The organism is Pseudomonas maumuensis, assembly GCF_019139675.1.
GTDB lineage: Bacteria > Pseudomonadota > Gammaproteobacteria > Pseudomonadales > Pseudomonadaceae > Aquipseudomonas > Aquipseudomonas maumuensis.
Map to the genome: position 1 here is coordinate 4,957,218 of NZ_CP077077.1, position 20,672 is coordinate 4,977,889.

General features: G+C 64.4%; 16 protein-coding genes. All 16 read left to right on the forward strand.

Translation table 11 applies throughout. The features are described from left to right. The first annotated feature begins 125 nt into the window (after positions 1-125). Complete coding sequence (gene dksA / locus KSS90_RS22190; RefSeq protein WP_023631563.1) at positions 126-569, forward strand: RNA polymerase-binding protein DksA; 444 nt, start codon at positions 126-128, stop codon at positions 567-569. 104 nt (positions 570-673) lie between these two features. Further along, entirely contained in the window at positions 674-1,558 is an 885-nt protein-coding gene (gene gluQRS, locus KSS90_RS22195; protein WP_225933203.1) for a tRNA glutamyl-Q(34) synthetase GluQRS, read from the forward strand. 138 nt (positions 1,559-1,696) lie between these two features. Further along, entirely contained in the window at positions 1,697-1,873 is a 177-nt protein-coding gene (locus KSS90_RS22200) for a hypothetical protein (RefSeq protein WP_003250005.1), read from the forward strand. Next, on the forward strand, positions 1,857-4,832 hold the full coding sequence (locus KSS90_RS22205) for a sensor histidine kinase (RefSeq protein WP_217867279.1): 2,976 nt from the start codon (positions 1,857-1,859) through the stop codon (positions 4,830-4,832). The genes KSS90_RS22200 and KSS90_RS22205 overlap by 17 nt, the downstream gene beginning before the upstream one ends. A gap of 4 nt (positions 4,833-4,836) precedes the next feature. Continuing rightward, positions 4,837-6,279, forward strand: a complete 1,443-nt coding sequence (locus KSS90_RS22210; RefSeq protein ID WP_110701728.1) for a sigma-54-dependent transcriptional regulator — start codon at positions 4,837-4,839, stop codon at positions 6,277-6,279. A gap of 748 nt (positions 6,280-7,027) precedes the next feature. After that, positions 7,028-8,422, forward strand: coding sequence for a polynucleotide adenylyltransferase PcnB (locus KSS90_RS22215; protein ID WP_217867280.1), 1,395 nt, complete (start codon positions 7,028-7,030; stop codon positions 8,420-8,422). Between the two features lie 2 nt (positions 8,423-8,424). Continuing rightward, positions 8,425-8,904 carry a 2-amino-4-hydroxy-6-hydroxymethyldihydropteridine diphosphokinase gene (folK, locus tag KSS90_RS22220; RefSeq protein ID WP_217867281.1) on the forward strand — a complete coding sequence of 160 codons (480 nt, stop codon included), beginning with the start codon at positions 8,425-8,427 and terminating at the stop codon, positions 8,902-8,904. A gap of 250 nt (positions 8,905-9,154) precedes the next feature. Beyond that, positions 9,155-9,955, forward strand: coding sequence for a 3-methyl-2-oxobutanoate hydroxymethyltransferase (gene panB / locus KSS90_RS22225; protein ID WP_217867282.1), 801 nt, complete (start codon positions 9,155-9,157; stop codon positions 9,953-9,955). Further along, complete coding sequence (panC, locus tag KSS90_RS22230; protein ID WP_217867283.1) at positions 9,952-10,815, forward strand: pantoate--beta-alanine ligase; 864 nt, start codon at positions 9,952-9,954, stop codon at positions 10,813-10,815. Before panB ends, panC begins: the two co-directional genes overlap by 4 nt. A 190-nt stretch (positions 10,816-11,005) precedes the next feature. Further along, positions 11,006-12,670, forward strand: a complete 1,665-nt coding sequence (gene pgi / locus KSS90_RS22235) for a glucose-6-phosphate isomerase (RefSeq protein ID WP_217867284.1) — start codon at positions 11,006-11,008, stop codon at positions 12,668-12,670. 156 nt (positions 12,671-12,826) lie between these two features. Next, a complete protein-coding gene (gene acs, locus KSS90_RS22240; RefSeq protein WP_217867285.1) occupies positions 12,827-14,761 on the forward strand; it encodes an acetate--CoA ligase in 1,935 nt (644 codons plus the stop codon). 78 nt (positions 14,762-14,839) lie between these two features. Then, positions 14,840-15,142 carry an ArsR/SmtB family transcription factor gene (locus KSS90_RS22245; protein WP_023631021.1) on the forward strand — a complete coding sequence of 101 codons (303 nt, stop codon included), beginning with the start codon at positions 14,840-14,842 and terminating at the stop codon, positions 15,140-15,142. Positions 15,143-15,312: 170 nt separating this feature from the next. Next, the gene (locus KSS90_RS22250; protein WP_217867286.1) at positions 15,313-16,296 is read left to right on the forward strand and encodes a zinc-dependent alcohol dehydrogenase family protein; all 984 of its coding nucleotides are present in this window, start codon (positions 15,313-15,315) and stop codon (positions 16,294-16,296) included. A 35-nt stretch (positions 16,297-16,331) separates the two neighbouring features. Beyond that, on the forward strand, positions 16,332-16,685 hold the full coding sequence (locus KSS90_RS22255) for an antibiotic biosynthesis monooxygenase family protein (RefSeq protein WP_217867287.1): 354 nt from the start codon (positions 16,332-16,334) through the stop codon (positions 16,683-16,685). A gap of 31 nt (positions 16,686-16,716) precedes the next feature. Next, a complete protein-coding gene (locus KSS90_RS22260; RefSeq protein ID WP_217867288.1) occupies positions 16,717-17,586 on the forward strand; it encodes an oxygenase MpaB family protein in 870 nt (289 codons plus the stop codon). Between the two features lie 79 nt (positions 17,587-17,665). After that, positions 17,666-20,602: a DUF748 domain-containing protein gene (locus tag KSS90_RS22265; RefSeq protein WP_217867289.1), complete on the forward strand. Its 2,937-nt coding sequence runs from the start codon at positions 17,666-17,668 to the stop codon at positions 20,600-20,602. Positions 20,603-20,672: the final 70 nt, after the last annotated feature.

Here is a 20,672-nt window from a genome sequence, read left to right on the forward strand (position 1 = left end):
AGGGCGGGGTAGCGCACCCCGGATCTATCTGGTAAGTTCGGCGGCTCGCAGTCGCAGGGCCGGCGGGTGCCGGCGATGGAAGCAAGCCTGCGCATTGGATCAGATGAGTGAGAGGCGGTCTATTCATGTCCACCGTAGAAAAGCAAAAAGTCCAGACCATGTACGGTGTCGAACCCTACGTAGAGACCAAGGGTGAGGAGTACATGGGCGAGCCCATGAAGAAGCACTTCATCAAGCTGCTCAGCGCTTGGAAAGGCGAGCTGATGGTCAGTGTGGATCGCACCGTGGACCACATGAAGGACGAAGCAGCCAACTTCCCCGACCCGGCCGACCGTGCCAGCCAGGAAGAAGAGTTCGCCCTGGAACTGCGCAACCGCGATCGCGAGCGCAAGCTGATCAAGAAGATCGACAAGACCCTCGACAAGATCAAGGCCGACGAGTATGGCTGGTGCGACTCCTGCGGCATCGAGATCGGTCTGCGCCGCCTTGAAGCTCGCCCGACCGCCGACCTGTGCTTCGACTGCAAGGAAATTGCAGAGAAGAAGGAAAAGACTGTCGGCAAAGGCTGATCCCGGATCCCTCGCAGACGGGGCGTATCGGTTGTGGAAGCGGGTTTGCTCGCTTCCACGGCTGGTACGCCCCGTCTTCATTTATATAGCTGTGCAATACCATGATCGACTCCCGCTACATCGGCCGCTTCGCTCCCACCCCCAGCGGCTTCCTGCACTTCGGCTCGCTGGTGGCCGCCCTCGCCTCCTGGCTCGACGCCCGCGCCGTCGGTGGCCGTTGGCTGCTACGCATGGAGGACACCGACCCGCCCCGGGAAATGCCTGGCGCCCGTGACGCCATCCTGCAGACTCTGGAGCGCTACGGCCTGGAATGGGACGGCGAGGTGGTATTCCAGAGCCAGCGCCACGAGGCCTATGCCGCCGTGGTCGACCGTTTGTTCAGCATGGGCCTGGCCTATGCCTGCACCTGCTCGCGCAAGCAACTGGAAGGGTACGACGGTATCTACCCAGGCTTTTGCCGTAACGCCGGGCATCCCCGGCAAGGCGCGGCCATTCGCCTGCGCGTGCCGGAACTGATCTACCGCTTCACGGATCGCGTCCAGGGTACTTTCGAACAGCACCTGGGGCGCGAGGTGGGCGACTTCGTCATCCAACGCCGCGACGGGCTCTATGCCTACCAGTTGGCAGTGGTACTGGACGATGCGTGGCAGGGCGTCACCGACATCGTGCGCGGCGCCGACCTACTGGACAACACACCACGCCAGCTGTACCTGCAGGAGCTGCTGGGCTTCTCGCAGCCGCGCTACCTGCATATTCCATTGATCGTGCAACCCGACGGACACAAGTTGGGCAAGTCGTATCGCTCGCCGCCACTCGCGACCGACCAGGCCACGCCCTTGCTGTTGCGAGCGTTGCGTGCGCTGGGGCAGCAGACCGATCCAGCACTGGCGGGAGCCAGCCCGGCCGAGGTGTTGGCGGTGGCGCGCCAGCAGTGGCGACCGGAGCACATCGCTCGACAGATGACGGTACCCGAAGCCAATCTGCGCTAAGGCGCAGAGCGCTACGCAACTTCAAAAGCCCAACAAATTCAAACCCTTGGCTAACAGCCCCGATTCCCGCTAGCATCGCCCCAGCCATTTGCGCCAATAATAAGTCCAAACCGCAGCGCCCAACCCTTCGAGGCCAGCATGTACATCTATCGTTTGGTCCTGCTTCTGGTGGTGGGGATCTACCTGTTCTCCCCCGCCATCATGGACTGGTGGATCGAGCCGACCGGTGCCTGGTACCGCCCCTACCTGCTCTGGCTGATCCTCATCGTCGTCACCTTCATTCTGCAGAGCCAACGAGATGCCGATGAGCTTTAGCCTGACTCAGATGATCCTGATCAGCGCCGCCTACCTGCTGGTGCTGTTCGGCGTGGCTTGGGTCAGCGAGCGCGGGCTGATCCCGCGGGCGATCATTCGCCACCCCCTGACCTACACCTTGTCGCTGGGCGTCTATGCCAGTGCCTGGGCCTTCTACGGCTCGGTCGGCCTGGCCTATCAATATGGCTACGGCTTCCTTGCCTGCTACCTGGGGGTGTCCGGGGCCTTCCTGCTGGCCCCGGTGCTGCTCTATCCGATCCTCAAGATCACTCGTACTTACCAGCTGTCGTCACTGGCCGACCTGCTGGCGTTCCGTTTTCGCAGCACCTGGGCCGGCGCGCTGACCACCATCTTCATGTTGATCGGCGTGCTGCCCTTGCTGGCGCTACAGATCCAGGCAGTGGCCGATTCGATCAGCATCCTCACCGGCGAGCCGGTCAAGGCGCGGGTGGCTTTCGCCTTCTGCATGCTGATCATCCTGTTCACCATCTTCTTCGGCTCACGCCATATCGCCACCCGCGAGAAGCATGAAGGCCTGGTGTTCGCCATCGCCTTCGAATCGGTGATCAAGCTGTTGGCCCTGGGCGGTGTCGGCCTTTACGCACTGTACGGTGTGTTCGGTGGCCCCCATGGGCTGGAAGTCTGGCTGTTGCAGAACCAGACCGCTCTCGCCGCCCTGCACACACCGCTGCAGGAGGGCCCATGGCGCACCCTGCTGCTGGTGTTCTTCGCCTCGGCCATCGTCATGCCGCACATGTACCACATGGCCTTCACCGAAAACCTCAGCCCGCGCTCGCTGGTCAGCGCCAGCTGGGGCCTGCCGCTGTTCCTGCTGCTGATGAGCCTGGCCGTGCCGCTGGTGCTGTGGGCGGGCCTGCGCCTGGGCGCCAGCACCAACCCGGAATACTTCACCCTGGGCCTGGGCATCGCCGCCAACAATGAAGCGCTGGCGTTGCTGGCCTACGTCGGGGGATTGTCGGCCGCCAGCGGGCTGATCATCGTCACTACCCTGGCGCTATCGGGCATGGCCTTGAACCACCTGGTCCTGCCGCTGTACCAGCCGCCGGCCGAAGGCAACATCTACCGTTGGCTGAAGTGGACCCGCCGGGCGCTGATCGTCGCCATCATCACCGCTGGCTTCGTCTTCTACCTCACCCAGAACAATCACCAGAGCCTGGCCAACCTCGGCATCGTCGCCTTCGTCGCCACCTTGCAGTTCCTCCCCGGGGTACTCTCGGTGCTGTACTGGCCGACCGCCAACCGACGAGGGTTCATCGCCGGGCTGCTGGCCGGCATGCTGGTGTGGATGGTGACCATGCTGCTGCCGTTGCTGGGCAACCTGCAGGGCTTTTACATCCCGTTGCTGGACATGATCTACGTGCTGGACGACACCAGCTGGCATATGGCGGCCATCGCTTCGCTTGCTGCCAACGTCCTGCTGTTCACCCTGATCTCGCTGTTCACCAATGCCAGCAGCGAAGAGGTCAGCGCCGCCGAGGCCTGCGCGGTGGACAACGTGCGTCGCCCGCAACGCCGCGAACTGCACGCCGCCTCGCCCCAGGAGTTCGCCACCCAGCTGGCCAAGCCGCTGGGCGCCAAGGCCGCGCAGAAGGAGGTCGAGCAGGCCCTGCGTGATCTCTACCTACCGTTCGACGAGCGCCGCCCCTACGCCCTGCGGCGCCTGCGCGACCGCATCGAAGCCAACCTCTCCGGCCTGATGGGCCCGAGCGTGGCGCAGGACATGGTCGAGACCTTCCTGCCGTACAAGTCCGGCAACGAAAACTACGTCACCGAAGACATCCACTTCATCGAGAGCCGCCTCGAGGACTATCACTCGCGCCTGACCGGCCTTGCCGCCGAGCTCGACGCCCTGCGCCGCTACCACCGCCAGACCCTGCAGGAGCTGCCCATGGGCGTGTGCTCGCTGGCCAAGGACCAGGAGATCCTGATGTGGAACAAGGCGATGGAGGAACTCACCGGCATCGCCGCCAAGCATGTGGTCGGCTCACGCCTGGTGACCATCGCCGAGCCCTGGCGCGGCCTGCTGCAAGGCTTCATCAACGTGCCCGACGAGCACCTGCACAAACAGCGCCTGGTCCTCGACGGCCAGCCGCGCTGGCTGAACCTGCACAAGGCGGCCATCGACGAGCCACTGGCTCCGGGCAACAGCGGCCTGGTGCTGTTGGTCGAAGACCTTACCGAGACCCAGGCGCTGGAGGACAAGCTGGTGCATTCCGAGCGCCTGGCCAGCATCGGCCGCCTCGCCGCTGGCGTGGCCCACGAGATCGGCAACCCGATCACCGGCATCGCCTGCCTGGCACAAAACCTGCGTGAGGAGCGCGAGGGCGATGGCGAGATCATCGAGCTGTCCAGCCAGATCCTCGAGCAGACCAAGCGCGTGTCGCGCATCGTTCAGTCGCTGATGAGCTTCGCCCACGCCGGTGGCAGCCAGCAGAACAGCGAGGAGCCGGTGTGCCTGGCCGAGGTGGCGCAGGATGCCATTGGTCTGCTGGCATTGAACCGGCGCAATTTCGAAGTACAGTTCTTCAACCTTTGCGACCCGGAACACTGGGTCGAAGGTGACCCGCAACGCCTCGCCCAGGTGTTGATCAACCTGCTCTCCAACGCCCGCGACGCATCAAATCCCGGCAGCGCCGTGCGCGTGCGCAGTGAAATCAGCGAGCACACCGTCGACCTGGTGGTCGAGGACGAAGGCAGCGGTATCCCGAAAAGCATCATGGACCGCTTGTTCGAACCCTTCTTCACCACCAAGGACCCAGGCGAAGGAACCGGACTGGGGCTCGCGCTGGTCTATTCCATCGTGGAAGAGCATTATGGGCAAATCACCATCGACAGCCCGGCCGACATCGAGCGCCAACGTGGTACCCGGATCCGCGTGACCCTGCCCCGGCATGTCGTAGCGACGTCCCCTGAAATTCGAGACCGTCGAGAGAATTGAATCAATGCCGCACATTCTGATCGTCGAAGACGAAACCATCATCCGCTCGGCCCTGCGTCGCCTGCTCGAGCGGAACCAGTACCAGGTCAGCGAAGCCGGCTCGGTGCAGGAAGCCCAGGAACGCTTCAGCATTGCCACCTTCGACCTGATCGTCAGCGACCTGCGTCTACCGGGCGCCCCGGGCACCGAGCTGATCAAGCTTGGCCAGGGCACGCCGGTACTGATCATGACCAGCTACGCCAGCCTGCGCTCGGCGGTGGACTCGATGAAAATGGGCGCGGTGGACTACATCGCCAAGCCCTTCGACCACGACGAGATGCTCCAGGCCGTGGCGCGTATCCTGCGCGACCGGGTGAACGCCCCAGCCTCGGCGCCGGCCGGCGAACCCCGGGCCGCCAATGGCAAGGCCAGCACGGACAAGGCCAGCCCCGCCGCCGCCAACGGCGAGATCGGCATCATCGGCTCCTGCCCGCCGATGCAGGACATGTTCGTGAAGATTCGCAAGGTCGCGCCAACCGATTCCAATGTGCTGATCCAGGGTGAATCCGGCACGGGTAAAGAGCTGGTCGCCCGCGCCCTGCACAACCTCTCGCGCCGGGCAAAGGCACCGATGATTTCGGTGAACTGCGCGGCGATCCCGGAAACCCTCATCGAGTCGGAACTGTTCGGCCACGAGAAGGGCGCCTTCACCGGCGCCAGCGCGGGCCGTGCGGGGCTGGTCGAAGCCGCCGATGGTGGCACCCTGTTCCTCGACGAGATCGGCGAGCTGCCACTGGAAGCCCAGGCCCGCCTGCTGCGCGTACTGCAGGAAGGCGAGATCCGCCGGGTGGGCTCGGTGCAATCGCAGAAGGTCGACGTGCGCCTGATCGCGGCCACTCACCGTGACCTGAAGAACCTGGCCAAGGCCGGGCAGTTCCGTGAAGACCTTTACTACCGCCTGCATGTGATCGCCCTGAAATTGCCAGCCCTGCGCGAGCGCGGCAGCGACGTCAACGAGATCGCCAATGCCTTCCTTGCTCGCCAGAGCGCACGGATTGGCCGCGACGACTTGCATTTCTCCCACGATGCCGAGCAAGCCATCCGCCACTACAGCTGGCCGGGCAACGTGCGCGAACTGGAAAACGCGGTGGAGCGAGCAGTGATTCTCAGCGAAAGCGCGGAAATTTCCGCCGACCTGCTGGGCATCGACATCGAGTTGAGCGACCTGGAAGACGACGACATGCTGGACAACCTGCCGGCGCTGGCCAGCAGCAACAGCGCCAGCCATGAGCCGACCGAGGACCTTTCGCTGGAGGATTACTTCCAGCACTTCGTGCTCGAGCACCAGGACCACATGACCGAGACAGAGCTGGCCCGCAAGTTGGGCGTCAGCCGCAAATGCCTGTGGGAACGCCGCCAGCGCCTGGGCATCCCCCGGCGCAAGAGCAACGCCACCAGCGACAACTGATTCAGCGTAAAAGCATCGCGGGGCAACCCCGCTCCCACAGCGCGTGGGAGTGGAGTTGCCCCGCGATGCGTTTGGGCGGTAACACATCAGTTCCCGGGAAAATCTGTTACCCACCCTGTCAGCCGTAACATCCCCCGAGGCGTAAGGTAACGAAATTTCTACATTTGCCCCGCGGCAAAACCTGCCTGAAACGCTGAAACCCCCGATTTCACTGGATTTTCAAAAGTTGGCACGGCACCTGCTATATGTCTGGTACAAGAACAATAACAAGCACTGCAACTCAGAATAAGAACAAGACGAAACGGCTCACGCACAATAAAAACAAGACGGCGGAGGCGCAGCTAACTGATTCTTTTGGAGAGGCGTTGTGTTTGGGGCTTGCCCCACGATCAGGCAGAGAACAACAAAAACTGCACTCAAAAGCAGCACCTGAACTGATTGGATCGACAGATCAGCATCAACTCGGCGACCAAAGCAATCCGTTTGCTCTTCACCCCCGGTTTGGGGGGCGTCCACAAGCTTTGTGATTTGTGGACAGGGCATTCAACAAAAACAAAAAGCCCAACAGAAGAACAATAAGAGCACGCAACGACTTGATGGGGAGCTTCGGCTCCCCATGTCGTTTCTCACATCTGCATCACCCTTGCCACACCGCCTACACCATTCCCCCAGTAAATGCTAGAATCCCCGCCCATCATGCGGCCATTCTCCTATCCTTGGCCGATCATTCCTTCAAACAGTGCATCCCATGCTGAAGAAGCTGTTCCAGTCGTTCCGCCCGCCCGTTCGTGGCCAGCACCACAGGCGCACCACGCCTGAAGTGATCAACAAGAGCCAGCACTCGCTGCAACGCAGCCAGTTCAGCCGCCATGCCGTGAGCATCGTCGAGCGTCTGCAGGCAGCCGGTTACCAGGCCTATTTGGTCGGTGGCTGTGTGCGCGACCTGCTGTTGGGCATCACGCCCAAGGACTTCGACGTCGCCACCAGCGCCACGCCCGAGCAGATCCGCGCGGAATTCCGCAACGCCCGCATCATTGGCCGGCGCTTCAAGCTGGTCCACGTGCATTTCGGCCGTGACATCATCGAGGTCGCCACCTTCCGTGCGCCTCACTCCGATGACGACCAGTCCGACAGCCACCGCTCGTCGCACAATGCTAGCGGTCGCATCCTGCGCGACAATGTGTACGGCACCCTGGAAGAAGACGCGCAACGCCGCGACTTCACCATCAACGCCCTGTACTACGACCCGGTCAGCGAACGCATCCTCGATTACGCCAACGGTGTCCACGACATCCGTAACCGGCTGCTGCGCCTGATCGGCGATCCGACCCACCGTTACCAGGAAGATCCGGTACGCATGCTGCGCGCCGTGCGCTTCGCCGCCAAGCTGGACTTCGGCATCGAGAAGCACACCGTGCAGCCGATCCGCGAGCTGGCGCCGATGCTGCGCGACATCCCGCCCGCGCGCCTGTTCGAGGAAAGCCTCAAGCTGTTCCTCAACGGCCAGGGCGCGATCACCTTCGAGATGCTGGTCGACCTGCAACTGTTCGAGCCGTTGTTCCCGGCCAGCAGCCACGCCCTGGAAGAACGCCCGAGCTACACCCACAGCTTGATCAGCCAGGCATTGGCCAACACCGACCTGCGCGTCAAGCAGGGCAAGCCGGTGACGCCCGCCTTCCTGTTCGCCGCGCTGCTCTGGCCAGCCCTGCCAAGCCGCGTACTGTACCTGCAGAGCCAGGGCGTGCCGCCGATTCCAGCCATGAACGGCGCGGCCCACGACCTGATCGCCGAACAGTGCGCACGCATCGCCATCCCCAAGCGTTTCACCCTGCCGATCCGCGAGATCTGGGACATGCAGGAGCGCCTGCCAAGACGTAGTGGCAAGCGCGCCGACATGCTGCTGGACAACCCGCGTTTCCGCGCCGGCTACGACTTCCTGCTGCTGCGTGAAAGCGCCGGCGAGGAAACCGATGGGCTGGGCCAATGGTGGACCGACTACCAGGATGCCAACGACAGCCAGCGCCGCGACATGATCCGCGAGCTGGGCAACCGTGACGACGCCGCTGGCGCCGGTGCCGGCCCACGCAAGCGCAAGCGCAGTGGCGGCAAGCGCAAGCGTGACGACGAGCAGGCCTGGGACTGAGCATGACCACCCGTGCGTACATCGGCCTGGGCAGCAACCTGGATGAGCCCGCCGAGCAGCTGCGCAGCGCCCTGCAGGCGCTGGACCTGATCGCCGAGACCCGCCTGGCGGCGGCCTCGGCGCTCTACACCAGCGATTCGCTGCTGCCGGGCCAGCCACGCTATACCAACGCCGTGGCGGCCATCGACACGGCGCTGGCGCCGCTGGACCTGCTGGACGCCCTGCAGGCCATCGAGAACGGCCAGGGCCGCATACGCAAGGAACGCTGGGGCCCACGCACCCTCGACCTGGACATGCTGCTGTTCGGCGACCAGGTCATCGACGTGCCGCGCCTGAAAGTACCGCACTACCATATGCAGGCCCGCCCCTTCGTGCTGTACCCGCTCGCCGAGCTGGTCCCCGCCACCTTCTGCCTTGCCGACGGCCGGCCCCTGGCCCAGTTGCTCGAAGGCTGCCCGTTCGTCGGCCTGGAACGCCTGTAATTCGGGCGTTTCAAACGACGGTAACGCCAGTAACACCCACGCCGTAACAATGCGGTAACACGGCTGGTTGACTTCCCCCACCTCGCTCACGACTATAGGCGTCCCGCGGCGCCACTATGCCGCAATCACCCATTTAGGCTCGGACGGACCTGTGCCCGAACATCACGACCGATGATGTGCCGCTCCGGAAGATGAATACACGCGTTGTACGCAGTTGTTGTTCACAGCGCCTGAACGAGGACTCCCCTACATGCCTGAAGTAACCCTGACCACCCTGCACGGCCTGAAGGCCAAGGGTGAAAAAATCACCATGCTGACCTGCTATGACGCGACCTTCGCCAAGGCCGCCAGCCAGGCCGGCGTGGAAGTGCTGCTGGTGGGCGACTCCCTGGGCATGGTCCTGCAGGGCCATGACAGCACTCTGCCCGTCACCAACCGTGACATGGCCTACCACACCGCCTGCGTCAAACGCGGCAACGATGGCGCATTGATCCTCGCCGACCTGCCATTCATGGCCCACGCCACCCCTGAGCAGGCCTTTGCCAACGCCGCCGAGCTGATGCGCGCCGGCGCCCACATGCTCAAGATCGAAGGCGCCGCCTGGCTGGGCGAGACCATCCGCCTGCTGGCCGAACGCGGCGTGCCGGTGTGCGCGCACATGGGCCTGACCCCGCAGACAGTCAACGTGCTGGGCGGCTACAAGGTCCAGGGGCGCCAGGAAGCCCAGGCGCGGCAGATGCGCGCCGACGCCATCGCCCTGGAACAGGCCGGCGCGGCCATGCTGCTGCTCGAGTGTGTGCCCAGCGAACTGGCCGCGGAAATCTCCCAGGCCGTGGGCATCCCGGTGATCGGTATCGGCGCCGGTAGCGCCACCGATGGCCAGGTGCTGGTACTGCACGACATGCTCGGCCTGTCGCTGAGTGGCCGCGTGCCAAAGTTCGTGAAGAACTTCATGGCCGGCCAACCGGACATCCAGAGCGCCCTGGCCGCCTATGTCCGCGCGGTCAAGGAAGTCAGCTTCCCCGGCAGCGAACATGGGTTCAGCGCATGAATACCGTCAAGACCGTCCGTGAACTGCGCGCCGCCGTGGCCCGCGCCCGCGGCGAGGGCAAGCGCATCGCCTTCGTGCCGACCATGGGCAACCTGCACAGCGGCCACGCCGCCCTGGTGACCAAGGCCGCCCAGCGCGCCGACTTCGTGGTCGCCAGCATCTTCGTCAACCCGTTGCAGTTCGGCGCCGGCGAAGACCTGGACAAGTACCCGCGCACCCTCGCCGCCGACCAGGAGAAGCTGCTCCAGGCCGGCTGCCACCTGTTGTTCGCCCCCACCGTCGAGGAAATGTACCCCGACGGCATGACCGTGCAGACCCGCGTCAGCGTGCCGCAACTGTCCGAAGGGCTGTGCGGCGCCAGCCGTCCTGGCCACTTCGAAGGCGTGGCGACCGTAGTCAGCAAGCTGTTCAACATGGTCCAGCCGGACCTGGCCGTGTTCGGCGAGAAGGATTTCCAGCAACTGGCCGTGATCCGCGCCATGGTCCGCGACCTGAACATGCCGATCCAGATCATCGGCGAGCCGACCGTGCGCGCCGAGGATGGCCTGGCGCTGTCGTCGCGCAATGGCTACCTGACGCCGGAACAGCGTGCCGCCGCGCCGGCGCTGTACCGTGTGCTGGGCGACATGGCCGAGGCCCTGCGCCGCGGCCAGCGCGACTACGCGGCGCTGATCGCCGAGGGCCAGGCGCAACTCGAAGCCGCCGGGTTCCGTAAGGATTACCTGGAAGTACGCCATGCCGTCACACTGCGCCCGGCTCAGGTCGATGACCGTGACCTGGTGGTGATCGCCGCGGCTTACCTGGGCAACACCCGGCTGATCGACAATCTCTATCTGCATCTGGAAGAGCAGACCGCCTGAGCTCGACGCGTGGGAGCGGCTCGATGCCGCCCCACGCGTGCCTTGGGTATCAGGCCGGTGACAATTTTTAATCCGCGCCGCCCGCCTCCCCCCATTCCCGCCTTGGCGCCAATGCCTATAATGTCCAGCTTGCAACCGGCAATGACTGCCGCTGTCCAAGCCTGACCATGCAACAAGGAAACCACCCGCAATGGCGTATTACCGTACCCCCCACGATGTGACGGCGCTGCCCGCCTGGCAGGCGCTCCAGCAACACCGCGACGCCATGCAGGGCTTCAGCATGCGCGAAGCCTTCGCCGCCGACGGCAAGCGCTTCGAACAGTTCTCCTTGAGCAGCTGCGGCCTGTTTCTCGACTACTCGAAGAACCTGATTACCGAGCAGACCCGAGACCTGCTGGTCAACCTGGCCAAGGAAGTCGACCTGGAAGCGGCCATCAAGTCGATGTTCAGCGGCGAGATCATCAACGCCTCCGAAGGCCGCCCGGTGCTGCACACCGCCCTGCGTCGCCCGGTCGGCGACAAGCTCAGCGTGAACGGCGTCAACGTGATGCCCGAAGTGCATAAGGTGCTCAACCAGATCACCGAACTGGTCGGGCGCATCCACGACGGCCTGTGGCGCGGCTACAGCGAGAAGCCGATCACCGACGTGGTCAACATCGGCATCGGCGGCTCGTTCCTGGGCCCGGAGCTGGTCTCCGAGGCTCTGCTGCCCTACGCCCAGCGCGGCGTGCGCTGCCACTACCTGGCGAACATCGACGGCAGCGAGTTCCATGAACTGTCGGCCAACCTGCGCGCCGAGACCACCCTGTTCATCGTGTCGTCGAAGTCGTTCAACACCCTCGAAACCCTGAAGAACGCCATGGCCGCGCGTACCTGGTACCTGGCCCAGGGTGGCTCGGAAGCCGAGCTGTACCGCCACTTCATCGCCGTGTCGAGCAACAAGGCCGCGGCCGTGGCCTTCGGCATCCGCGAAGAGAACATCTTCCCGATGTGGGACTGGGTCGGCGGGCGTTACTCGCTGTGGTCGGCCATCGGCCTGCCGATCGCCCTGGCCATCGGCACCGCCAACTTCAAGGAGCTGCTGTCCGGCGCCTACACCATGGACCAGCACTTCCAGACCGCGCCGTTCGAGAAGAACATGCCGGTGCTGCTGGCCCTGCTGGGCGTGTGGTACGGCAACTTCTGGGGCGCCCGCAGCCACGCGATCCTGCCGTACGACCACTACCTGCGCAACATCACCAAGCACCTGCAGCAGCTGGACATGGAGTCCAACGGCAAGAGCGTGCTGACCGATGGCACGCCGGTGCAGACCGAAACCGGTCCGGTGATCTGGGGCGGCGTCGGCTGCAACGGCCAGCATGCCTACCACCAGCTGCTGCACCAGGGCACCCAGCTGATCCCGGCCGACTTCATCGTGCCGGTGGTGAGTTTCAACCCGGTGGCCGACCATCACCAGTGGCTATACGCCAACTGCCTGTCGCAGAGCCAGGCACTGATGCTCGGCAAGACCCGCGAGGAAGCCGAGGCCGAACTGCGCGCCAAGGGCCTGAACCAGGACGACATCGCCAAGCTGGCGCCGCACAAGGTGATCCCGGGCAACCGCCCGAGCAACACCCTGGTGGTCGAGCGCATCAGCCCGCGCCGCCTTGGCGCGCTGGTGGCAATGTACGAACACAAGGTGTTCGTGCAGAGCGTGGTCTGGGGCATCAACGCCTTCGACCAGTGGGGCGTGGAGCTGGGCAAGGAACTGGGCAAGGGCGTGTACCAGCGCCTGGTCGGCGCCCAGGAAGACAGCGCCGAGGATGGCTCGACCCAAGGCCTGATCAACTACTTCCGCGGCCGTCATCGCGGCTGATCGACCAGTAGCCGTCAATCGCGGGGCAAATCGCATCGGTGCGCCGATGCGGCTTGCCCCGCGATGCTTTCCGCCCGGGAACACCCCCACCCTCTACACTGTCCATCGAATAGCCGTTGCAGTCCCTCGCCCCTAACAAGAGCAGGACCACCCGCCATGTTCGATATCCGCGACTATCCCGAGGCACTGGCCGTCAGCCAGGCCGCCACACTCTCCGACGACGACTACGGCCGCCTCTATCGCCAGTCGGTTGACGACCCCGACACCTTCTGGGCCGAGCAGGCCAAACGCCTGGACTGGATCAAGCCCTGGTCGAGCGTGCAGCAATGCGACCTGAAGACCGGCACGGCGCGCTGGTTCGACGGCGCCCAGCTGAACGTCAGTCATAACTGCATCGACCGCCACCTGGCCACCCGCGGCGAGCAGACCGCCCTGCTCTGGGAAGGCGACGATCCCAACGACAGCAAGGCCATCAGCTACCGCGAGCTGCACCGCCAGGTGTGCCGGCTGGCCAATGCCCTGAAAGCCCGGGGCGTGAACAAAGGCGACCGGGTGTGCATCTACATGCCGATGATCCCCGAGGCCGCCTACGCGATGCTCGCCTGCACCCGCATCGGCGCCATTCACTCAGTGGTGTTTGGCGGCTTCTCCCCCGATGCCCTGCGTGATCGTATCCTCGACGCCGATTGCCGTACCGTGATCACTGCCGACGAAGGAGTGCGCGGCGGCAAGCGCATACCGCTCAAGCAGAATGTCGACAAGGCGCTGGCCAGCTGCCCGGCCGTCAGCAGCGTGCTCGTGGTCAAGCGCACCGGCGGCGACGTCAGCTGGAGCGAAGGCCGTGACCTCTGGTACCACGAGGCAACGGCAAAGGCCGGTGACGACTGCCCACCCGAACCGATGAACGCCGAGGACCCGCTGTTCATCCTCTACACCTCCGGCAGCACCGGCAAACCCAAGGGCGTGCTGCACAGCACCGCCGGCTACCTGCTGCAGGCCACGATAACCTTCAAGGTGGTGTTCGATTACCGCGACGGCGAGGTGTTCTGGTGCACCGCCGACGTCGGCTGGGTCACCGGCCACAGCTATATCGTCTATGGCCCGCTGGCCAACGGCGCGATCTCGCTGATGTTCGAAGGCGTGCCCAACTACCCCGACACCTCGCGTTTCTGGCAGGTGGTGGACAAGCACCAGGTGAACATCTTCTACACCGCGCCCACCGCGTTGCGGGCCCTGATGCGTGAAGGCTCCGGTCCGCTGCAGGGCACCTCGCGCCAGAGTCTGCGCCTGCTCGGCAGCGTCGGCGAGCCGATCAACCCAGAGGCCTGGGAATGGTACTTCGAGGCGGTCGGGCAGAAACGCTGCCCCATCGTCGACACCTGGTGGCAGACCGAGACCGGCGGCATCATGCTCACGCCCCTTCCCGGCACACAAAGGCTCAAGCCCGGTTGCGCCACCCAGCCGATGTTCGGCGTACAGCCGGTGCTGCTGGATGAAAAGGGCAAGCTCATCGAGGGGCCAGGCGCCGGCCTGCTGGCGATCAAGGCCAGCTGGCCCGGGCAGATCCGCAGCGTCTACGGCGATCACCAGCGCATGGTCGACACCTACTTCAAGCCCATGCCCGGCTATTACTTCACCGGCGACGGCGCCCGCCGCGACGCCGATGGCGACTACTGGATCACCGGGCGCATCGACGACGTGATCAATGTCTCCGGCCACCGCATCGGCACCGCCGAGGTGGAGAGCGCGCTGGTGCTGCACGACAGCGTCGCCGAAGCCGCGGTGGTCGGTTATCCCCATGACCTCAAGGGCCAGGGCGTCTATGCCTTCGTAACCCCCATGAACGGCATAGAACCGGATGAGGCGCTCAAGGCCGAACTGCTGGCCCTGGTCAGCAAGGAAATCGGCAGCTTCGCCAAGCCCGAGCTGATCCAGTGGGCGCCCGCCCTGCCCAAGACCCGTTCGGGCAAGATCATGCGGCGCATCCTGCGCAAGATCGCCTGCAACGAGCTGGACAACCTGGGGGATACGTCCACCCTCGCCGACCCCAGCGTGGTCCAGGGGCTGATCGACAAACGTCTCAACCAGTAGAACCCTCGGGGCGGCCACCGCCGCCCCGATCATCGTTTCCCACATTGACATATCGGTAAATCCCGATATTATCGCGCCATGGAACTGCTCGACATATTCAAGGCACTCTCGAACCGTACCCGTCTCGAGATCCTCAAAGGCCTGAAAGACCCGGTGAAACACTTTCCTCCCCAGGACGAAGGTGACGTTCATACGGTCGGCGTCTGTGTGAGCAGCATCCAGGAAGGCGTCGGGCTGTCGCAGTCGACGGTGTCCGACTACCTGGCCACCCTGCAGCGCGCAGGCCTGGTCGAAGTCCGGCGCATTGGCCAGTGGACCTATTACAAGCGTAACGAAGCAGCCATCAGCGCGCTCGCCGAGCTGATCGGGAGCGAGTTGTAGGTTTTACTTTTATCTTTATTCATCGACTTTTCTCGATATCCCGTTTTATCGAACTCAAGGAGGCAATAACTGCGGCACCTGGCAGGTGCCAAGGCACAGAACAGCAACTTCGCTCTACTTGATACATCGATATTTCCCGATATCCCTTTTTATCGAAACGAGGAAACACCATGAACGCGTTGATACTGGATTCCTTTGGCGGCCCGGACGCATTCGCCTATCGCGATGTCGCCAAACCGGTGCCGCAGGCCGGACAGGTGCTGGTCCGGGTGCATGCCACCTCCATTAATCCCCTGGATTACCAGGTTCGGCGTGGCGACTACCCTGACCTGGTGCCCCTCCCGGCCATTACCGGGCACGACGTTTCCGGCGTCGTCGAAGCCGTCGGGCCGGGCGTGACCGCGTTCAGGCCAGGCGACGAGGTGTGGTACACACCGCAGATCTTCGACGGGGCGGGCAGCTATGCCGAGTACCACGTCGCCGCCGAAGGCATCGTCGGCCTGAAGCCACCTTCGTTGAGCCATCTGGAGGCCGCCAGCCTGAGCCTGGTCGGCGGCACGGCCTGGGAGGCCCTGGTCGTGCGTGTGGCGCTCAGGGTGGGCGAGCGCATTCTGGTTCACGGCGGCGCAGGCGGTGTCGGCCACGTGGCGATCCAGCTGGCCAAGGCCATGGGCGCCAGGGTGTTCACCACCGTGCGCGAGGCCAATGCCGAATTCGTGCGGCAAATGGGCGCTGACGTGGTCATCGACTATGAGCATCAGGATTATGTCGATGTCGTCCTGCGGGAAACCGGGGGCCAAGGCGTCGACGTGGTCTTCGACACCATCGGTGGCGATACCCTGGCACGCAGCCCGGACGTCCTGGCACAACTGGGGCGCGTGGTGTCGATCGTGGACATCGCGCAACCGCAGAACTTGATCCAGGCCTGGGGCCGCAACGCGAGTTACCACTTCGTCTTCACCCGGCAGCACCGCGGCAAGCTCGACGAGTTGAGCGCGCTGGTCGAGCGCGGGCAACTGAAGCCACACGTGGGCGCCGTCTACACCCTCGCTGAGGTTCCACTCGCCCACGCCCGGCTGCAAAGCGCCAACAATGGCCTGCAGGGGAAGATCGCCATTGCGGTCGTGCCCATGGCCGATCCCGCCAGCGCTTGAAGTACCTGCCACTCTTTTCGACTTCAAGGACCGCCATGATCTACGAAATTGCCCTGCTTCCCATTCGTCCGTCCCACGTCGATGCCTTCAAGCACGCATTCGCCGAGGTCGCCCCGTTGCTCAGCCGAGCCAAGGGTCACGTCAGCCATATGCTCGCGCAAGGGATCGAGAGTCCCCATCAATTCAACCTGATCGTGCAATGGCAAACACTCGAGGACCACGCGCCGGGTTTCGAGGCCAGTGAAGACCACCAAGTCTTCATGGCCCACCTGACACCATATTTTTCCGCGGAGCCCACGGTTTATCATGTGCAGGGCGGCGCGTTCGAAACGCACGCGCCCACCAGCCCGGACAGTGCCCGACTGGACGACAATCGCCCAATCCCTTAGACGGCCGCCATGGCGGCCAGCACAGGTCGCCATGGAAGCCTTGCGTCGCCGCATCGAAACCCAAGTCATGAGCCTCACCGGGCTGGCCCTCGGCCAGCTCGACCTGGAGTCGCCCAAGGGCGATCCCGGCCTGTTCGGCCCACAGAGCATCAGCTGGCAGGTGCATGGCGACTTCCCCAGCATGCTGGTAGGCGGGATCAGCGCGCTGATGCTGCAACTACTGCATCCGCTGGCCCTGGCCGGGGTCTGGGACCATTCGAACTTTCGCCAGGACCTGCTCGGCCGCCTGCGCCGCACCAGCCAGTTCATCTCCGGCACCACCTTCGGTTCGACCCGTGACGCCGAGTGGCTGATCGACAAGGTCCGCACCATCCACCTCAAGGTAGTCGGCACCGCGGCCGATGGCCGCCCCTATGCCGCCAGCGACCCCGACCTGCTGACCTGGGTGCATGTGGCTGAAGTCAGCAGCTTCCTCGCCGCCCACCTGCGCTACCGCAATCCTGGCCTGCCGCGTAGCGCGCAGGACGCCTACTACAACGAGATCGCCCTGATCGCCGAGCGCCTGGGCGCGCGCGACGTGCCCCGCTCCTGTGCCGAGGTCGATGCCTACCTGCAGCGCATGCGCCCGCAGTTGCAGTGCGATGCGCGCAGCCTCGAGGTGGTCGATATCCTGCTCAAGGCCCCGGCCCCCAGCCGCCTTGCCGAGCCGGTGGGCAAGCTGATGCTCAAGGCCGGCATCGACCTGCTGCCGGATTGGGCCAGCGCAATGCTCGGCCTGCATCAGGGTGCGATCGAGCGGCGCATGATCCGTCTGGGCCTGAGCAACACCGCGCCGGTGCTGCGCTGGGCCATGCGCAATGGTTCGGCGCACCGCGCCAGGCGGCGCATGGGCGTCGAATGAGGTATTTTGGCCCGTTCATCGGAACCGATTTAACGTGCCATACTCCAAGCACTCCAGCCTGATACAGACGAAGCGACACATGCCCAAAGGATTGACCCGCGCTATTGGCGCACTGCTGGCCCTCGTGGCCCTGTACGGCCTGCTCGGCTTTTTCATTCTCCCCGGCGTCGCCCTGCGCATCGCCAACCAGCAACTGGCGCAGTACGCCACGGTGCCGGCGCACCTGCAGCGCATCGAACTCAATCCGTTCAGCCTCGAGCTGACCCTGTGGGGCCTGCAGATCGGCGAGCCCGGCAAGGAGCAGGTCGGCTTCGAGCGCCTCTACGCCAACCTGTCCCTCGACAGCCTGTGGACCAAGGCCCTGCGCCTTGACGCGGTGGAACTGGACAAGCCGCGCACCGAGCTGCTGTTCGCCAAGGACGGCAGCCTCAACCTGGCCCAACTGTTCAAGATCCCCCCCAGCGAGCCCAAGGCCGAAGAGCCGCCAAGCGACCCGTTCCCGCTGCGCATCGCCAGCATCAAGCTGAGCGAGGGCTACCTGCACTTCCAGGACCTGCGCCCGAGCGAGCCGATCGAGTTTCTCTACGACTCGATGAACCTGGAGCTGAAGAACCTCAGCACCCTCCCCGACGACAACGCCGACATGACCCTGGTGGCCAACGGCCCGGCGGGTGGGCGTATCGACTGGAGCGGCACGCTCAGCCTGACGCCAATCGCTTCCGAGGGCACGCTGAAAGTCACCGACGGCAAGATGAAGCTGTTCTGGCCTTACGTGCGCGACGCCGTGCCGCTGGTGCTGGAAGACGGCACGGTCAGCCTCGACACCCACTACAAGCTCAACCTTTCCAAGGAAACCGAGCTGCTGCTCGACAACACCTCGGTGCGGGTCGCGCCCTTCGCCATCAAGGCCCCGGACGGCCGCCCACTGGCGCGCCTGGCCAGCCTGGAGGTCAGTGAAACCTCCATCGACCTGGCCAAGCAGCTGGTCACCGTCGGCAAGATCCGCAGCGACAAGCTGGAAACCTGGGCAGCCCTGGAGAAGGACGGCCAGCTCGACTGGCAGAAGCTGTTCGCCAGCCAGCCGGCCAAGGCCACGCCAAAGGAAAAGGCCGAGCCCGCCGCCGCCGAACCCACCCCGGAAGAACAGGCTGCCAAAGAGCCGAGCAAGCCCTGGCAGGTCCTGCTCAAGGACGTGCAGGCGCGCAACTACATGGTCCACCTGGCCGATCGCAGCCAGAAAGAGCCGGTGGCCCTGGATGTCGGCCCGCTCAACCTCGACCTGCAGAATTTCGACAGCCTCAACCAGTCGCCCTTCACCCTCAAGCTCGACACCGGCGTGGGCAAGCAGGGCAAGCTGCAGGCCGCAGGCCAGGTCAACCTGGCACCGGTCTCGGCCAAGCTCGACGTTGCCACCCGCGATATCGACCTGCGGGTGGCCCAGGCCTACATCAGCCCGTTCATCCGCCTGGAACTGCGCAGTGGCATGCTCTCCAGCGACCTCAAGGTCGACCTCAAGAGCACCGAGCCCCTGGCCTTCAGCATCACCGGCAAGGCCCAGGCCAACCAACTGCACACCCTGGACACCATCAAGAACCGCGACTTCGTCAAATGGCAGCAGGTCAACGTCGATGGCCTGTCGTACGTGCATGGCGATGCCCTGTCGATCGACAAGGTCACCCTGCTGCAACCTTACGCACGCTTCATCATCAACGAAGACCGCACCACCAACGTCGACGACCTGCTGATCCCGCAACCCGCCGACAAGCCTGCCCCGGCCCCGAGCAAGCCCGCCGCTGCCGGCAGCGGCAAGGAGCTGGGCATCCACATCGGCCAGATCAGCATCAACGACGGCTCGGCCAACTTCGCCGACCTGACCCTGACGCCCAACTTCGCTACCGCAGTACAGCAGCTCAACGGCCAGATCGGCACCATCGACAACCGCAAGCCGCTACCGGCCAAGGTCGATATCAAGGGCAAGGTAGACCGTTACGCACCTGTGACCATCAAGGGCGCGCTCAACCCGTTCAACCCACTGGCCAGCCTCGACATCGCCACCAGCTTCAAGCGTGTCGAGCTAACAACCCTGACGCCCTACTCCGGCAAGTTCGCCGGTATGCGCATCCGCAAGGGCCGGTTGAACCTCGACCTGCATTACCTGATCACCAACGGCCAGCTCAAGGCCGAGAACAAGGTGGTGATCGAGCAACTGCAGCTGGGCGAGAAGGTCGACAGCCCGGATGCCGTGGACCTGCCGATCCGCCTGGCGGTGGCCTTGCTCAAGGATACCGAAGGCAAGATTTCCATCGAGTTGCCGGTGTCGGGCGACCTCAACAACCCGCAGTTCAGCGTGATGCCGATCGTCTGGCAGACCTTGCGCAACCTGGTGCTGCGCGCGGCGCAGGCGCCGTTCAAGCTGCTCGGCGGGCTGGTCTCGGGGGGTGGCGCGGAAGATCTCGGCAACGTGTCTTTCGCCGCCGGCTCGAGCGACCTTACGCCCGAGGTGCAAACGTCCCTGGACAAGCTCGCCTCGGCTCTCAAGGAGCGCCCTGAACTGCGCCTGGAAATCGAAGGCACGGCGGCCCAGAGCAGTGACGGCCCGCTGATCGCCCAGCAGCGCCTGGAGCGCGAGTACCAGGCGACCTGGTACAAGATCCTCCAGCGTCGGGGCGACAAGGTGCCAGCCAATGCTTCGTTGCTGGTGGTGGACGACAGCGACAAGCCGGCGATGCTCGAGGGCATCTACCGTACCCGCCTGAAACAGCAGCCCCCGGCTGAATGGCAGGACCTGGGCCGTGACGAGCGTAGCGCCAAGCTGCGCGAGGCAGTCATCAAGTCCTGGGCGGAAAGCACCGTGTTGCTGCGCAACCTGGGCCAGGAGCGGGCCAGCAGCATCAAGGACTATCTGGTGGACAAGGGCCAGTTGGAAGATGACCGGGTGTACTTCATCGACACCAACCTCGGCCAGGCCGAGAGCGATGGCCGCGTGGTGACGCCGATGCATCTGGATGCCGAGTAAACCTTCTCGACCGAGTCGCCCTCATCGCCGGCAAGCCGGCACCCACAGATACAGACTGTACCTCTGTGGG

Coding starts and splice junctions, on each gene's coding strand:
- pgi (WP_217867284.1), top strand. CDS start 11,006: ATGGCGTATTACCGTACCCCCCACGATGTGACGGCGCTGCCCGCCTGG.
- dksA (WP_023631563.1), top strand. CDS start 126: ATGTCCACCGTAGAAAAGCAAAAAGTCCAGACCATGTACGGTGTCGAA.
- KSS90_RS22265 (WP_217867289.1), top strand. CDS start 17,666: ATGCCCAAAGGATTGACCCGCGCTATTGGCGCACTGCTGGCCCTCGTG.
- panC (WP_217867283.1), top strand. CDS start 9,952: ATGAATACCGTCAAGACCGTCCGTGAACTGCGCGCCGCCGTGGCCCGC.
- acs (WP_217867285.1), top strand. CDS start 12,827: ATGTTCGATATCCGCGACTATCCCGAGGCACTGGCCGTCAGCCAGGCC.
- KSS90_RS22255 (WP_217867287.1), top strand. CDS start 16,332: ATGATCTACGAAATTGCCCTGCTTCCCATTCGTCCGTCCCACGTCGAT.
- KSS90_RS22215 (WP_217867280.1), top strand. CDS start 7,028: ATGCTGAAGAAGCTGTTCCAGTCGTTCCGCCCGCCCGTTCGTGGCCAG.
- KSS90_RS22245 (WP_023631021.1), top strand. CDS start 14,840: ATGGAACTGCTCGACATATTCAAGGCACTCTCGAACCGTACCCGTCTC.
- panB (WP_217867282.1), top strand. CDS start 9,155: ATGCCTGAAGTAACCCTGACCACCCTGCACGGCCTGAAGGCCAAGGGT.
- KSS90_RS22200 (WP_003250005.1), top strand. CDS start 1,697: ATGTACATCTATCGTTTGGTCCTGCTTCTGGTGGTGGGGATCTACCTG.
- KSS90_RS22250 (WP_217867286.1), top strand. CDS start 15,313: ATGAACGCGTTGATACTGGATTCCTTTGGCGGCCCGGACGCATTCGCC.
- KSS90_RS22210 (WP_110701728.1), top strand. CDS start 4,837: ATGCCGCACATTCTGATCGTCGAAGACGAAACCATCATCCGCTCGGCC.
- KSS90_RS22205 (WP_217867279.1), top strand. CDS start 1,857: ATGCCGATGAGCTTTAGCCTGACTCAGATGATCCTGATCAGCGCCGCC.
- KSS90_RS22260 (WP_217867288.1), top strand. CDS start 16,717: ATGGAAGCCTTGCGTCGCCGCATCGAAACCCAAGTCATGAGCCTCACC.
- folK (WP_217867281.1), top strand. CDS start 8,425: ATGACCACCCGTGCGTACATCGGCCTGGGCAGCAACCTGGATGAGCCC.